This is a genomic window from Brevibacillus fortis (assembly GCF_003013395.1).
Classification (GTDB): domain Bacteria; phylum Bacillota; class Bacilli; order Brevibacillales; family Brevibacillaceae; genus Brevibacillus; species Brevibacillus fortis.
This window is the reverse complement of sequence record NZ_PXZM01000065.1, coordinates 1-13,412: the sequence shown is the minus strand read 5'-3', so window position 1 is coordinate 13,412 and position 13,412 is coordinate 1. Positions and strand designations below refer to the sequence as shown.

The 13,412-nt window shown below is 41.3% G+C and carries 14 protein-coding genes; 5 read left to right on the top strand and 9 right to left on the bottom strand.

Annotated elements, in window-relative coordinates:
• The first annotated feature begins 6 nt into the window (after positions 1–6).
• Entirely contained in the window at positions 7–2,202 is a 2,196-nt protein-coding gene (locus C7R93_RS29185; RefSeq protein WP_106842076.1) for a tetratricopeptide repeat protein, read from the top strand.
• 133 nt (positions 2,203–2,335) lie between these two features.
• Here the strand turns inward: C7R93_RS29185 and C7R93_RS29180 are convergent, their stop codons facing one another.
• The 6 genes from C7R93_RS29180 to C7R93_RS29155 form a co-directional block, all read right to left on the bottom strand.
• On the bottom strand, positions 2,336–3,871 hold the full coding sequence (locus C7R93_RS29180) for a thiol-activated cytolysin family protein (protein ID WP_106842075.1): 1,536 nt from the start codon (positions 3,869–3,871) through the stop codon (positions 2,336–2,338).
• 497 nt (positions 3,872–4,368) lie between these two features.
• Positions 4,369–4,662: a transporter gene (locus tag C7R93_RS31070; protein WP_106842074.1), complete on the bottom strand. Its 294-nt coding sequence runs from the start codon at positions 4,660–4,662 to the stop codon at positions 4,369–4,371.
• 257 nt (positions 4,663–4,919) lie between these two features.
• Positions 4,920–5,363, bottom strand: a complete 444-nt coding sequence (locus C7R93_RS29170; RefSeq protein ID WP_106842073.1) for a cell wall hydrolase — start codon at positions 5,361–5,363, stop codon at positions 4,920–4,922.
• A 149-nt stretch (positions 5,364–5,512) separates the two neighbouring features.
• Positions 5,513–5,860: a hypothetical protein gene (locus tag C7R93_RS29165; RefSeq protein WP_106842072.1), complete on the bottom strand. Its 348-nt coding sequence runs from the start codon at positions 5,858–5,860 to the stop codon at positions 5,513–5,515.
• A gap of 130 nt (positions 5,861–5,990) precedes the next feature.
• Positions 5,991–6,176 (bottom strand): hypothetical protein, encoded by a 186-nt coding sequence (locus C7R93_RS29160; RefSeq protein ID WP_106842071.1) that lies wholly within the window; start codon positions 6,174–6,176, stop codon positions 5,991–5,993.
• Positions 6,177–6,558: 382 nt separating this feature from the next.
• The gene (locus C7R93_RS29155) at positions 6,559–6,822 is read right to left on the bottom strand and encodes a hypothetical protein (protein WP_106842070.1); all 264 of its coding nucleotides are present in this window, start codon (positions 6,820–6,822) and stop codon (positions 6,559–6,561) included.
• A gap of 380 nt (positions 6,823–7,202) precedes the next feature.
• Here C7R93_RS29155 and C7R93_RS29145 point away from each other — a divergent pair, with 380 nt between their 5' ends.
• The gene (locus C7R93_RS29145; protein WP_106842068.1) at positions 7,203–7,493 is read left to right on the top strand and encodes an immunity 53 family protein; all 291 of its coding nucleotides are present in this window, start codon (positions 7,203–7,205) and stop codon (positions 7,491–7,493) included.
• A 95-nt stretch (positions 7,494–7,588) separates the two neighbouring features.
• On the opposite strand, the gene C7R93_RS29140 is transcribed toward C7R93_RS29145, so the two are convergent.
• Both C7R93_RS29140 and C7R93_RS29135 read right to left on the bottom strand, forming a co-directional pair.
• Complete coding sequence (locus C7R93_RS29140) at positions 7,589–8,212, bottom strand: acetate uptake transporter (protein WP_106842067.1); 624 nt, start codon at positions 8,210–8,212, stop codon at positions 7,589–7,591.
• Positions 8,213–8,418: 206 nt separating this feature from the next.
• Complete coding sequence (locus C7R93_RS29135) at positions 8,419–9,501, bottom strand: glycosyltransferase family 28 protein (RefSeq protein ID WP_106842066.1); 1,083 nt, start codon at positions 9,499–9,501, stop codon at positions 8,419–8,421.
• Positions 9,502–9,831: 330 nt separating this feature from the next.
• Between C7R93_RS29135 and C7R93_RS29130 the strand changes: the two genes are divergently transcribed.
• On the top strand, positions 9,832–10,626 hold the full coding sequence (locus C7R93_RS29130; protein ID WP_106842065.1) for a glycosyltransferase family 8 protein: 795 nt from the start codon (positions 9,832–9,834) through the stop codon (positions 10,624–10,626).
• 252 nt (positions 10,627–10,878) lie between these two features.
• Here C7R93_RS29130 and C7R93_RS29125 read toward each other — a convergent pair whose 3' ends face one another.
• A complete protein-coding gene (locus C7R93_RS29125) occupies positions 10,879–12,192 on the bottom strand; it encodes a hypothetical protein (RefSeq protein WP_106842064.1) in 1,314 nt (437 codons plus the stop codon).
• Positions 12,193–12,378: 186 nt separating this feature from the next.
• On the opposite strand from C7R93_RS29125, the gene C7R93_RS29120 reads away from it, so the two are divergent.
• A complete protein-coding gene (locus C7R93_RS29120) occupies positions 12,379–12,813 on the top strand; it encodes a HEAT repeat domain-containing protein (RefSeq protein ID WP_106842063.1) in 435 nt (144 codons plus the stop codon).
• Positions 12,814–12,945: 132 nt separating this feature from the next.
• A partial coding sequence (locus C7R93_RS29115; protein ID WP_106842062.1) for an SMI1/KNR4 family protein occupies positions 12,946–13,412 on the top strand: 467 nt, incomplete at its 3' end.

Sequence of the window (13,412 nt, the reverse complement as noted above, 5' to 3'; positions counted from 1 at the left end):
GTCGAAATGAAACAATCGATTACACACCAATGGCTGATTGGATCTCGACGCAGCGACCGAGAAAAGAAGTACTTCGAAGAGCAATACTCCACATGTTATGTCAGCAATTGTCATTGCAATCTTAGAGGACCCTATACAGGTACTGGTGACCTTCTTCGCCAGATTATTCCAGAAGCTTATTCGAAATGGCCAGACCTGATTTTATCACACTGCATCGAGATCTTATCCATAGCACCAGAACTGAAAGCAGTCGTTCCTGTTAGTGTAGAAACACTTACCTCTCTTGCTATTCCGAAAGAGAGAACACGTTATTATTCGAAATTGCGTACACTTCGCATGTCGAATGGTTTGATCGATCTTTTATTGGCATTAGCGAATCGGGAACGAATGGGAAAATTGACCCTGATTTTTGAAAATGTGCAGGCCTGTGATCAACTTGATGCAGAATTTATAAGTACACTTCTGCGTCGTGCGAAGTCTGACCTGATTCAGGTGATCGTAAGTTCAAGTGAAATAGCGGAAAATGAAGCCCTGAAAAAGGCGTTACAAACGTATACGGAGCCTACTACTATTCTTTCTGACATCGAACAAGATATGGGGATAGTAAATCTATCTGACGAACAGCGACTTGAGCTAACGAAACGATACATATTTTCTGACTGCACATCAGATTGTGAGCAGGAATTGCTCGCCTATGAAGCAACTCCTATTGAAATTCGTCAGAGCCTTCACGAAGAGCGGGCAGAATCTCTTATAAAAGAAGAGCAGTGGTCACTGCACTTAGGCGCCATTCCGTTTCATCTGGAGCGCGGTACTTCTGAGAAATCAGCAAGCGAAGCGTTGTTTAAAGCAGTTAGTTATAGCATTAACATGGGTTTTTACGATGCGACTATCGATATGAGCCTACGTGGCCGGAAACTGACGAATTGGAGCAGCGAATTTGATAATAGCCGGTATTTTACAATGAAGATGGCTACGTCTCTGGCTGCATTGGGTGAAACTGATGATATACCGACGCTTTTAGGAGAAGTGTACGCAAACACTGATGATTTTAGAGTTCATATGCAAATTTCATATGGATTTTCGATGTACTATACGAGGCATCACCGAGAACGAGAACACGAGAAGGCGAAAGAATGGATACAAAAAGCCATTGATTTGGCAGAATTGATTGAAGATGAAAAAGAACGTGCATTTCAACAAGTATTTAACCAAAATGGATTGGCTTTAGTAGAGTTACATATGGATAATCCTGAAGAAGCGCTTCGATTGGTTACGGAAGGATGGCAAAGGTTAAATCAGGCTCTTGCTCCTGATGAACATATGTTGCATCGCTCGGTGTTGCTTCATAATAAAGGGCTGATTTACGTAGCTTTAAAAAGGTTTGAAGAAGCAGCTGAAACATTTAGCCAAGTGATACAGATTGATTCCAATTATCCAGAATATTACTTTGATCGTGGAAACCTTTATAGCCGAATGGGGCGACTGGATGAAGCCATTGAAGATTATAACCAAGCGATAAAGCTTAGTCCTCCGTTTCCAGAGGTTTATTTCAATCGAGCTACTGCCTTCAATCGTCTTGGAGATGTGGAGAAAGCAATGGCGGACTATGACTACTTGCTTGATATAGACCCCGAAAATCTTGATGGATTACTTAACAGAGCTACATTATTGTATCAAGTGGAGAAACTCGAAATGGCCCGAAAAGATGCTGAATTCGGTTTAGAAATAGAGCCTGATCATGCGAGGCTCCTGTGTACACTAGGTTTAATTGAAATGTCGGATGGCAATAATGATCAAGCACTAAAAACGTTTACCGCTGCCCTAAACAAGGATAGGGAAATGATGGCCGCTTGGACAAATAGGGCTGTCCTGTACTATGAGATGGGGGAGTATGACAGGGCCATAGCTAATCTAACTGAAGCTATTGCACTAGAGAAAAATGCAACCGTCCTTTACAACCGTGCATGGGTCTATGAAGCACAGGAGGAGTGGCAATTATCCATTTCCGATTATACAGAGGCCTTAGCGTTTTCTGATGCAGACGAACAAGATATTTACTATCGGAGAGGTTTGTGTTTTATCAAATTGGGTGATAGGGAACTTGGCACGGAAGATTGGAACAAGCATCTCATGTTTGGAGAATCACCGCATGTGAATGAAATGATGCAACTGTTACCCTCCCTGTTCGTTTCGAAATAATGAAATATTTTGTGGACAAGGGACTGCAATGTGAGGAGCATCCAGTAACGGCTATTCATTTGAATTAGGAATAAGAAAAAGAAAAACGGCTGAAGTCCTTGATAAAAAGGATTTCAGCCGTTTCTTTTCCCAACTAATTAAATGTAATATCACCTGTTGGGTTTAATGTCGTTCCGCCAATTTCCACTTTAATTTCACTAGATAATGGAACATTGTACTCATCAATAACGGTTCTCCACCACTCCCACGCAAGGCCGGTGCATTCTTTCGCAAAAATCCTTATATTTTTTGCATTAGGTGGCAGAGGTATGACTGTATTGAAAGGAGCTGTTCTGTCTTTGTTGCTTCCTTCCCACGTTTTATGCGTGAGTATTTCTTCACCATTTTCATCATAGGAAACTTCATCCCAGGATACATCAAATTGAGCGACATACCAGCCATAGTGACCAAGGGATATTTTTCCTTTTGAATATTCTGTAGCTGTAGTCTCAATATAATCTGTATTGTTATGAACGGCAGCAATTGCATTATCTTTTAAGAAAACACTTGTGTATGAAATTGGATATGCTGGGTTCTTTAGGCTAAATTCCGCATTATCTTTAATGATATTACGGATTTCACTAAAGTCTTTTGTAACAACCTTGTTATGCTCTTGTGCATCTCCGCCTAATACGACAGCTGTAAAGGAACTGTCTTCATAAATATCCTTGTACTCGGCATTCGTTTCTACATTGACAGTATTCTGAAGCAAGGCTTTAAATGCTGCTTTTACGTCTTTGCTCTTAGAGGTTGTTTCTAATTTCACATAAATGGTTCTACCATAAGCTACATTTGATACCATAACAGGTGGGGATTGATCACTTACCCCTTTACGTTTTAAATCTTTAAAAGTAACACTATCATCAAAAAGATCGGATGGATCGTTAGGCAGTTCTGCATTTACCGTATAAAATATTTGTTTATATGCCGCCACCATCACTTTTTTCTCTCCACTAGAAATCGCATTAAAGTCAATTCCTAATGTAGAATCAAGATATTTAGCGTTAACATTCAGAGCACTTCCAATTTGCGATTTGCTATAAACCATAGATTCTGCATACTGCAATCGCGCAGGTAAAGTATGTGTTGCTGAATACTCATCGCTCCATTTAGATACAAGCTCATCTACTGCTCCAGACACATTACCGTATGTTGGATTATCCACAGTAATTGAATTTTCCTTTTTCAAACCTGGTAAATCAATACTAATAGTCAAAGGTTTCCTTGGTACCAGTAATAGACTAGGTTTATTTTCTGTAAAAGCTTGATTGGCAAGTTGTAATGCTCCTGGGTAAGTGCGATTAGTCATAGAATCAATAATGGAAATATCGACTGGAGAAGTTGAAAGTGACTTCTTTTTACGTTCTATGACGATAAACTTACCTTTTGGATTGATTCCTTCTTTTGGAACAAAGCTATCTATCTCATCACCACTTACTGCTAAAACTTCGTCATTATCATAGTCTAAGTCTGCTATACCGGTATTAATGTCATCGGCGTTGCTTGTTTCACTGACTAAACTAGAATCAACTGTTTCGGCAAAAGAGATAACTGGATAATTTACAGTAGCGAAAATAACAGATAAACTAGCGATTACTTTTAAAATTCTAGTATGATTTCGAATCTTCATAAGGTATCCTCCTTTGAGATGTAAGCATAACGTCAATCAGATATGCTCACAGTAAATATTTTCCGGAATACTAACTATATCGGTAGTTTCTGAAATAATCTTTAGATTGAACCAGAAAAAGTAAATGGTGGGGCAGATCTTACAGCCTGTTCATACTGTCTACTCCATACATGTGGACAGCGTGGCTTGCTTGTTATATAAGGGTTTTTGATTAGGTAGGAAGTGGATTTTTGACGAAATAAGGAGTCGGCGAAAATGCCGACTCCTTACGTTTTCTTATCCGTATCAAATTATGAGTTTGTTATAAAAGAGGGGGGATTGTGTACAAAGAAAATAGCAGTTCTGTACGCAGCTTAAATAGGCTGCACGTTAACGATAAAGAAGTGCAACCCATGAAACCGCGCGACAGGTTGAATAAATCCAGGGCCTGTGTTGCCGAATTCAAAGTATGTGTATCCTGTGTATCGAATCGTTGTAAAAGGGAAGGGAGCTGTGGTTTAAAAGCATGTAAATGCAAAAATTAACCGTAAATCAAATCCAGTTTGTCTCCAAGACCTACCCGTCCATCTAAACCCTGCAACCGACCTAGTACCTATAAAAACGGGGAAAAACCAGAATTGCTCGCCATTTACAAGCCAAACATACGTAAAACGAAACAAACATCTTTCAATTGCCCTTGGATCACCTCTAAAGGGAGCGGGTTGTGGGGGGATGAACGCTGGGGGAGGAGTTAACGGCTCTGGTACTTGTTGTGCTCCTGGCGGCTGACCCGGAGGTGGCCTAAATGACATTAAAAATCACTCCTTTTACAATGAATTCTCAACAGTGTATGTTCAATCGAAAAACAATGATTGGGCAGACCACATAGCAAATATTGATCCACTACGAAGCTGTCATATAACTGGTCACTTAACAAAACGGTAATTGTAGAAAGGATGAGTGCGAAATGGTGCCTATCTTTTTCACATTCCCGCGCGAGCTTTTCAAAAAAACTGCCCCCTTTTTCGCTTGGGGGCAGTGTAATTCCTAGGCTGTTTCATCTGCAAAATTAAAAAGTATTATATACATTTTCACATTCTTTCGCGGTCGGCTCATAAAAGCAGTGAAGCTTGTATCGTCCTACGTGCGGCTGATTATACCAGGTTGGCGGACAAGGCAGGGGATTTTGCGCCGTTCCCGGACGAAAATACCAGAGGGAGAATTTGCCCGGCCAATGCCGCTCCCCATTCACAGCCCGTCGTGCCAGACGGCGTTCTTTCTCTCTAGACCTTTGGTAGTACATACCATGTTGCAGAGCTTCGAACGCATGCGGCTGGTTGATCATTTGGGGAATGGTCCGTATTCCTTTAAAATCGGAGCAGTTCGCTCTGATTCGGTTAATGCCAACATTTCCAACAAGGAGCATACCCATTTCTCCTTCACCTACAGCTTCGGCTCGAAGCAACCTTGCCAACATGTCAATGTCACTGCTCCTGGCTTTTACGACTGCCATCGGCTCACCTCTTTAGATTGTTCTAGGCCATCATATTGTAGAGGAAGCGGATATGTTACGCTCAAATCACTCAATAGAGCAAGTACCGTCCGTCCGACTTAGATTTGCATATATCAAACTGGTCGATGCCGTATAACAAATTGTGTTAATTAGTCAATGATGAAGAAATCATCAAAACTCTCTCCCTCTAGATTAAATAATAGTTTATACCAGCCAAGTTTCTTCTCTTTAAAGACAATTGGGATATAGGAAACAACGTAATCAAATCCGTAAGATATAGCCGTATATGTTGCGTCGTTGTCCCATCTATCAATAAACAGAGCTACTTCTTTTAGTGCGACAGTTAAATCTTCCTCTTTAAAATTTTCACCGAATACTAAATTGAATTCTTCGGTGTCTTCACACTGGTAGTTCCTAAAACAATACCAAAATGCATTGATGGATCTGGTTTCGACATCATGCTCGAGGCACCATTGTTTTAAAAATCCGCTGTTCAAGAAATCACGACCTTTAGTAATTATTTACCTTTAATTTACTACAATAGTTAGGAGGCAATTGAGTTTTGAGCTTAACATTTCGGTAATTATGAAAAACACCTTCGGTTGTCCCGAGGGCCGTTGATGGATGTTAAGGTTCAAATGTAGTAACAGTGATAATCCAATCCGTTGATACTATACCGCCTTTGCCATCATCTGCCGTAATCGTGATGGTAAAAACATCTCCGACATTAGCATTATTAAATTCCATAACCAAATATTCGGAGTAAGCTGTTACATAAACTTTCGGATTATCAGACACAGCAGTAAATGTCAATTCATCTCCGTCTGGGTCAGAAAAACGGTTCGAGTAGAAGTGCAGACCAGTAGCATTCCAGGTTCCGCCGTCATGTTGGTCATAATTGTGTGGAGGTATAATACCATCTTGAGGTGGTCGATTGCTATTCTCGACTTATCCCTTTTGTTTATTACGGCTTTCGTTCGAGCCTACACCGTGCGGGCGACTTTCATCGCACACGGCGTTCCATCAACAGATAAAAAGATAAAAATACAACGGGCTAAATATGAGTGCTACAAATATGTCAATCCTTACAGGATTTTCAATCAACATATGTATCCATGTAGTTGGGTTTAACAAAACAATCGATGTGATAAACAAGCGATTGCTCCAATGAAAAGACATCAGAAATCTTGGGAATTCACCTTTCCATAACGGCCGCATCGAAAATTTTTCTATAATGGTGCAAATCAAATTGCGAGGCTAATGCGTCGACTGTAGCCCAAAATTCATATTCATTAAAGCCAACAAAATCTTCAACGATAAACTCTGCGAGATTATGGAATACATGGGCTATACGAAAATTCCTATAAAAAATAACCTCATCAAAGGTACCACTGTTTTTTAGGTCTAGGAAAGCTTGATGAATTAATTTCTTATAGGCGATCTTCTTTACTTCAGTCATTAGTTCGTCTCCTTTACCAAGCCCCTGATCCAAAGCATAAGCTAATCATGTGGAATGCACCAGCGTGCGGCGGACAAGAAAAGCCAGAAAACTGAGTGGTCTATATTTAACAAATTTTATAGAAATTTCAGGTCTCTTCTTATGATCCCCATACGTTTTTTCACCGAAAATACTAAAAATCTGTTCTTTTGTTAATGATTCAAATTGGGTTTGTATGACAACGTGATGTTCCTTGCCTTTGTATTTAGAAAGCATATATCTATATCCATCTCATTCGACGTAAGTGTTACCTTCAAGGATATATTGATGGAATTATATTACAATAAGCACAGGTAAAAATCATTGGTTCTTGAAAAATCTTGGAAGGGATGGATTTAGAAATGGAGTTGATAAAGTGGTTAGAAAATTATTACTCATCCAATTGTGATGGAGACTGGGAGCATGGTTATGGAATAACGATATGTACTATTGATAATCCAGGATGGTCGATAAAGGTTAATCTACGAGAAACGCCCTTGGAGAACAAGAGACCCTTTCAGAAATATGTTGTAGAAAGAACCGAGAATGATTGGGTACATTGCAGATTGAAAGACGGATGCTTTGAGGCATTTGGTGGTCCGAAAAACCTGAATGAAATACTTGAGTTTTTCAAGCAATGGGCAGAGAGCTAGCGAATTAAGTGTACGCAAGAGATTACAGAGATCCATTGAAGCTCTATTAGAAAAAGCCGCTCCATCCCGGATCGGCGAGATGAGCGGCTAACAAATTAAGAACGAGCTTTAAAAATCCCAAACGGACGCCCGACAGGAAGAAATACTTTGCCAAAGTGATTATTCAACACCGCTGCCCCTGCACCGTAGAAGGAAAGAAGAGCGATTCCCATCTCAGCATAAGCAGCCATTGGTTTGAATACGCCAGAAGCAATGCCAAAAGCATCAAAAGTCAAACCGACAAACAGGACGTCGATCAGCACGAAGATAAAGAACAATACTTTATGAGTCTCCATCGCTCCAATCGTCAAAAGAATGGAGAAGATGAGATATCCAGCGAAGGCAAAGCCGAGCTGTGCGCCATCAGCGTTAGCTGCGAGAGTCTCACCGAATACGCCGAGCTTTACGAGCCAGCTGCTTGCCGTCGCGAACCAGAAGAACGCATACGCTCCAAAAGCGGTCGTCCCGAATGTGTTGTTGTGCTTTGCATCGAGGATAGATGCGTAGAGTTGGGCAAAAGCACCGAGGAAGATAGCCCAAGGGATCACGAGTCCGAGACCTTCTGTCAGTCCAAGCTTTTGAGAAGAAGCTACGAATGTAACGATAGCCAGTCCGAACAGACCGATCGCGCTAGGATCGGCTGTGACGATTTTGACGTTGGTATGTTGTTGACTGTTCATGATAGTAGTAAAAGCCTCCAATAATATCAGGGTACACCTGTGAAAGAGTTTGACATTCTGCCGATCGCAGAATAGCACTGATATATTCTATCTGAAAATATACTCGACGCATAGAGGGGAAATGAGCAAAAGTAAGAGGACTGTCTTAAGCAGAAATTGATCTTCTACTTAAGACAGTCCTCTTTGTTTGCTTCAAAGTCATCACATCAGTCCTTATTTCCAAAGGAGTTATACGGCGTCAAGCGCAGGAGATCTTCCTGTCTTTTTGTCAATTTCGATAGCGGGATACGGTATGCCATATCGATAATTTTGCTTGCAACCTCAGCGCCGTTGGTAGGGATAAGACGAAATCTTTTTTGAATGACATCTTTATTTGCGAAAGCATACTGGATCTTTGGCACGAGATCTTCCGGTTCCTGGATCGCAACCATATCACTATGGGCTATTTCTCTCAGCATATCTATTTTTTGCTCGCGTTCCGCATCATCTGGCGGGAGGAAAAGCAATGGAGTTCCTGTAGAGATGCAATCTCCTAAAATGCCCATGCCCGGTTTGCTAATGACCAGACTGGCCGCTTTTACAAGATTTTTGCCATTCGGGATAAGAGGGGCTTTGATGATCCTTTCATCGAATGGGTAATCTTCATCTGCCAATTGCCCAGCTACAACAAATCGATAACGGCTAGCAAGCGTGTTTATTTGATCATACCACTTCACGATCTGTTCATAACGGTTAGCGAGTCCGCCCCCCATGTGAATCAGAATAAACGACTCGTTCTGCTGAAGGCCTAACAACCGTCGCACTTCTTCTGGGGATTGGCTGATTTCCCTGGTGATTAAAGGAATAGGGATATAGATGCAGTTCATTTTCGGAGGGGTCTGCTTAGGTGGAATGAGATTCATGTGCAAAAAGATATCGGATTGATTGGCGATTTCTACAATGCGATTTTTATACTCCTGCATCGGAGCTGAATCATTATTATCGATGATAAAGTCACTGTGATAGAGGGTCACGACCTTTGCGTTTCCACCGACTTTCCCCTCACTGCGAAATCGAGGCACATCTGAGCGCCAATCATTTATTAATAGTGTGGTTTGTTTACCTTCCTCGAATTTTTTGGATTTAAAGGTTTTCAATTGGATATCATTGTGCAGGTTTTTCGATAAATAGTCATGTGTTTCCCGAAACGCAAACACGTGAATGGGAAGACGATGTTGCTGCAATTTTTCCGTTATGCTAATGCATCTACCGAGATGGCCCATACCTCTGCCAACCACAAAGGAGATCATATTTCATCACCCTTTTAAATAGGTACTTTCCTGTTCCCTGGTTTGGAGCTTGGACAAATTACCCACATGCATCTACTGTTTGAATCCTTTCTATAAGGTCATTGCCCGAGTCGTTCTCACAGCTAATATATTGTATGGGGAAGGAGTGAACATGCTCTAGTCGTATAACGGTTTTCTTACCGATCTGAGAAAAAAGCCGCATCAGCGGAGGCTGGTAACTGTGAATTGTGCTCCCATCTAGGAATAATTAGGTATTTTCCTTACACAAACCAACACTGCTCATGAATAGTGTGTATATATAGCTCAATAAGGATATGGGGTGGGAGAATAGTGGGCACGATTCATATTGTAACAGCCGTTAACGATGGATTTGCTGTACATCTCGCCGTTATGTTATATTCCCTTTTTGAAAATAAGGTTTCTAAAGACCCAGTCATCATTCACGTTATTGACAGTGAAGTATCTGGGAAAAATAAATCCATCCTAACGAAAACTGTGAAACGATTCCATGCTCAAATCAAATATGTAACTATTGATCCGACCCTATATGATGGATTCCTCGTCCGTGATCATCTTACTCAGGAAACCTACCATCGAATTTCGATTCCAGACCTGCTGGATAAAGAAGTGGAAAAAGTGATTTATTTGGACAGTGATATCGTTATTAAAAAGGACATTACTCCATTATGGAACACAAAAATTGATCAATATTTTCTTGCAGCGGTGAAGGATTCTTGGCAAGGGGTAAATAAGTTAAGACATGCCGACCTGGCTATTCCGGATGACTGTGATTACTTTAATGCGGGCGTATTAGTCATGAATTTGAAAAAATGGAGAGAGCACGGCATCACAAATAAGATTTTGGATTACATGAAAAAGAATCAAAGTATTATTCGTTACCCCAGTCAAGATCCGATGAATGCGATTCTTCATGATAATTGGCTTCAACTTGATACAATGTGGAATTATCAGTCCAAACATCTTTACAAAAGTAACCTTCGAATAGATCCGGCCATTATTCACTACACAGGGGAAGATAGTAAACCATGGTTGAGTAAAAAGCACCCGCTTCGCGATGAATATTTTAAATATCTCAAAAGAGTGAAGAAGTTATACAACGATTGATCTGTTTTAAACGGACGAAAATCCCTTCGCAATGGAGAAATGATGGCTGGAGGGATTTTTGCCAGGGGATTATGTTAGGTAGGGGATTCCTTGCGTAACGCTGGCGGTTATCAAGCAGCGGCGAGACGTATCATGTCTTTGTATTCGAAAAAAGAAAATGCAGGAACACACCAGTCTTAATGGAGATGTTCGTGCCTGATTAAAAATGAAAAGCTTCTTGCCTCATCATCATGAGAGGCGAGAAGCTTTTTTCTATAACTTTTTCCATATGTTGAAATTGAGCCATTCCTCTTGAAGCACATCTTGGCCATGCAGGTTGAGCAACGGACCGAACCACAGCTTGAAATCCCTGTTCTTATCAAAATGCTCCGCGGGAACCAAAATGACCAGCATGCTCTCTACACTTTCACCTGGCTTTAACTCATCCTTGACTGTGGGGGTCAATCCGTTCGCGGCCTTTACGCTGGCTTTGGAATCGGGCAAATCAAGCGTCACCTGCAAGCTGTTGACTTTAACCGTTTGTGTAGAGGTATTATCAAGTCGGTATTTGGCTGTCAGGGCGACAATTCCTTTATCGCTGAACCCTTGAAAAGACTTGACGTAAGCTGGCTCAATCGTCAGCTTTGCCCATTGGTACCCTTGCAGTGTAATTGTGATGTTGTCATACTGATCGCTCTTTTTTGGCTTGAAGGTAAAGAGTACTTGTTTTTTGGCTATTTTTTTGGTGGTGAGAAAATCTGCATAAGGTGGTTCAGGAGGCTGGGGTTTAGAGGCGCTACCATCTGCGAGTAAAAAGTCGCGACCGCCTATGCGAAGTATTTTTGGACTTGGCTGTTCAGGGAGGAAAAATAGGAGCTTTTTCGTTTTGCCATCCTTATAGGTTAGAGAGAGGGTATAATTTACGATCTGATAGGTGCCGGATGCTTTGGACTCAGATCCGACACTCGTAGAAGTCCCCGAATTATCTCCTGTACTGGAACCATCTGTGGTGACGCCCACGATACTGCTGTCCACAAAGGTACCGTCCTTATTGAATACATAGGTGATCGAACTCGCATATCCCGTGCCAAGAGCATTGGAGGAATAGCTGAAAGACTCGTACTTGCCATGAAGCTTCAGCCCAGTGGATGGTGTATATTTGATAAATTTTCCACTGTTGATCTCCAGTTCGTTTGCTGATTTGACTTTGAACGTATACGATTTTCCATTACTGAGCGTGAGTTTGTTGCCTTTGATTTGATACGTCAAACATGTATCTTTACTGCAATTGAGTGCGTCAATTCCGCCATCCGGGAATGTCGTTGCCACCTGCTTATCGTTGATGAAGTAAAAATACTCCCAGCACAACGTCGAGCATCCTCGTATGCCGCCCACATCCATTTCCCATTTTGCATAAAAGCCCTTTGGTGCGACTTTGGCTGCGGCTAAAACATTTGCGTTTGTGTATGCTTCAGATCCCTTGCCCTGCGCCCCTTCTACGGATGGCACAAAGAGCAACAATATGGCAGAGAGCATCATTACGCTGATCACCCAAAGGGGTAATTTCTTCTTCCTGACTGCTAACAATAGGCAACCCTCCACTTCCTCTCGATGTATAGACGACAGGTTAACTGGCGAAATACCGTTCATTTTATTCATGGGGTGACGGGAACAGACCTCATTTTTCGAGGAATTTAAATGTGAGTAGGTAGTGTTATTCGTGTGACGTAGTGTCATAATAGAAGGATGATAGTCAGAAGGAGATAGATTCGATTGAATAAAACAGAAATCAAAAATGAGCTTCCCCAAAACTTTGAAGAACTAAAGAAAGCAGCCAATCGAACATCGAATTGGAGAGAGCGATTAGAGGCTGTTGAAGAATTAGGGCAGTGGAAGCATGAACAAACGATTCAATTACTGACGCGTATCGTGGAAAACGATACGGTGTACAAAGTGCAAGAGACTGCTTTTCAGAAACTCAAAGCTTTTGGGGTAGGTGTCCGATTACCTGCTCAGAAAAAAGGCGACCTGATTAAAGGAACGACGAAAGCCTTGGTACGCATTAAGAAAAGCTTGCCAAAGGGTCATACGTTCGAAGAATTTAAAGAGAAACTGCAAAAAATGAGAAGCGATATATATGATACGTATGAAGGGGAAAAAGGTGCTGATTTTGATCAGTGGCTGGAAAACACCTGGACCTCGTTATAGGAAGAGGAGTAGACATGGACTGACTGGAAAAGGAAGGGAATCATACCCCTTCCTTTTGTTTTTGTTTCAACGAAATGTAAGAATTACCGATCTTAGTAAAGTGGAGCGAAATTATGAGCAGGGAGCAATGACATGACAATTCCAAAGCATGTAACATTTGAATGCTGCACAGAGAAAATAGATATCCAAGATATTGAAACAGTAGAAGCTACATTGGGAGTAAAATTTCCGAGAGATTACGTAGAATGTATGCTTGAGAATAATGACGGATCCCCGGTTCCTTGCGGTTTCGATTATGGAGAGGTAGAAGGAAAAGTGTTCAACACATTTTATAGCCTTAGCAAAGAGGTTGGACACTACTATATATTGAAGGCATTCTGGATCAATCAGGAATATCTACCCGATGGCGTGGTTCCTATTGGATACGATGCTAGCGGTGGTTACGTTTGCTTTAACTATATAAATGGAAAGCATGCTGAACCAATCGTTGTTTATGCCGACCATGAAATCATGCTTTCCGAAAGAGATCTTGGCGAGGAAGAACTAAAAGAAAAATCTATGGAAGAATGGCAAAGAGAAGGGGTCTGTCAAGAATTTTG

Bases quoted from the DNA above. Each gene is read 5' to 3' on its own strand.
- C7R93_RS29185 (WP_106842076.1), top strand. From the start codon at position 7: ATGAAACAATCGATTACACACCAATGGCTGATTGGATCTCGACGCAGC.
- C7R93_RS29180 (WP_106842075.1), bottom strand. From the start codon at position 3,871: ATGAAGATTCGAAATCATACTAGAATTTTAAAAGTAATCGCTAGTTTA.
- C7R93_RS31070 (WP_106842074.1), bottom strand. From the start codon at position 4,662: ATGTCATTTAGGCCACCTCCGGGTCAGCCGCCAGGAGCACAACAAGTA.
- C7R93_RS29170 (WP_106842073.1), bottom strand. From the start codon at position 5,363: ATGGCAGTCGTAAAAGCCAGGAGCAGTGACATTGACATGTTGGCAAGG.
- C7R93_RS29155 (WP_106842070.1), bottom strand. From the start codon at position 6,822: ATGACTGAAGTAAAGAAGATCGCCTATAAGAAATTAATTCATCAAGCT.
- C7R93_RS29145 (WP_106842068.1), top strand. From the start codon at position 7,203: ATGGAGTTGATAAAGTGGTTAGAAAATTATTACTCATCCAATTGTGAT.
- C7R93_RS29140 (WP_106842067.1), bottom strand. From the start codon at position 8,212: ATGAACAGTCAACAACATACCAACGTCAAAATCGTCACAGCCGATCCT.
- C7R93_RS29135 (WP_106842066.1), bottom strand. From the start codon at position 9,501: ATGATCTCCTTTGTGGTTGGCAGAGGTATGGGCCATCTCGGTAGATGC.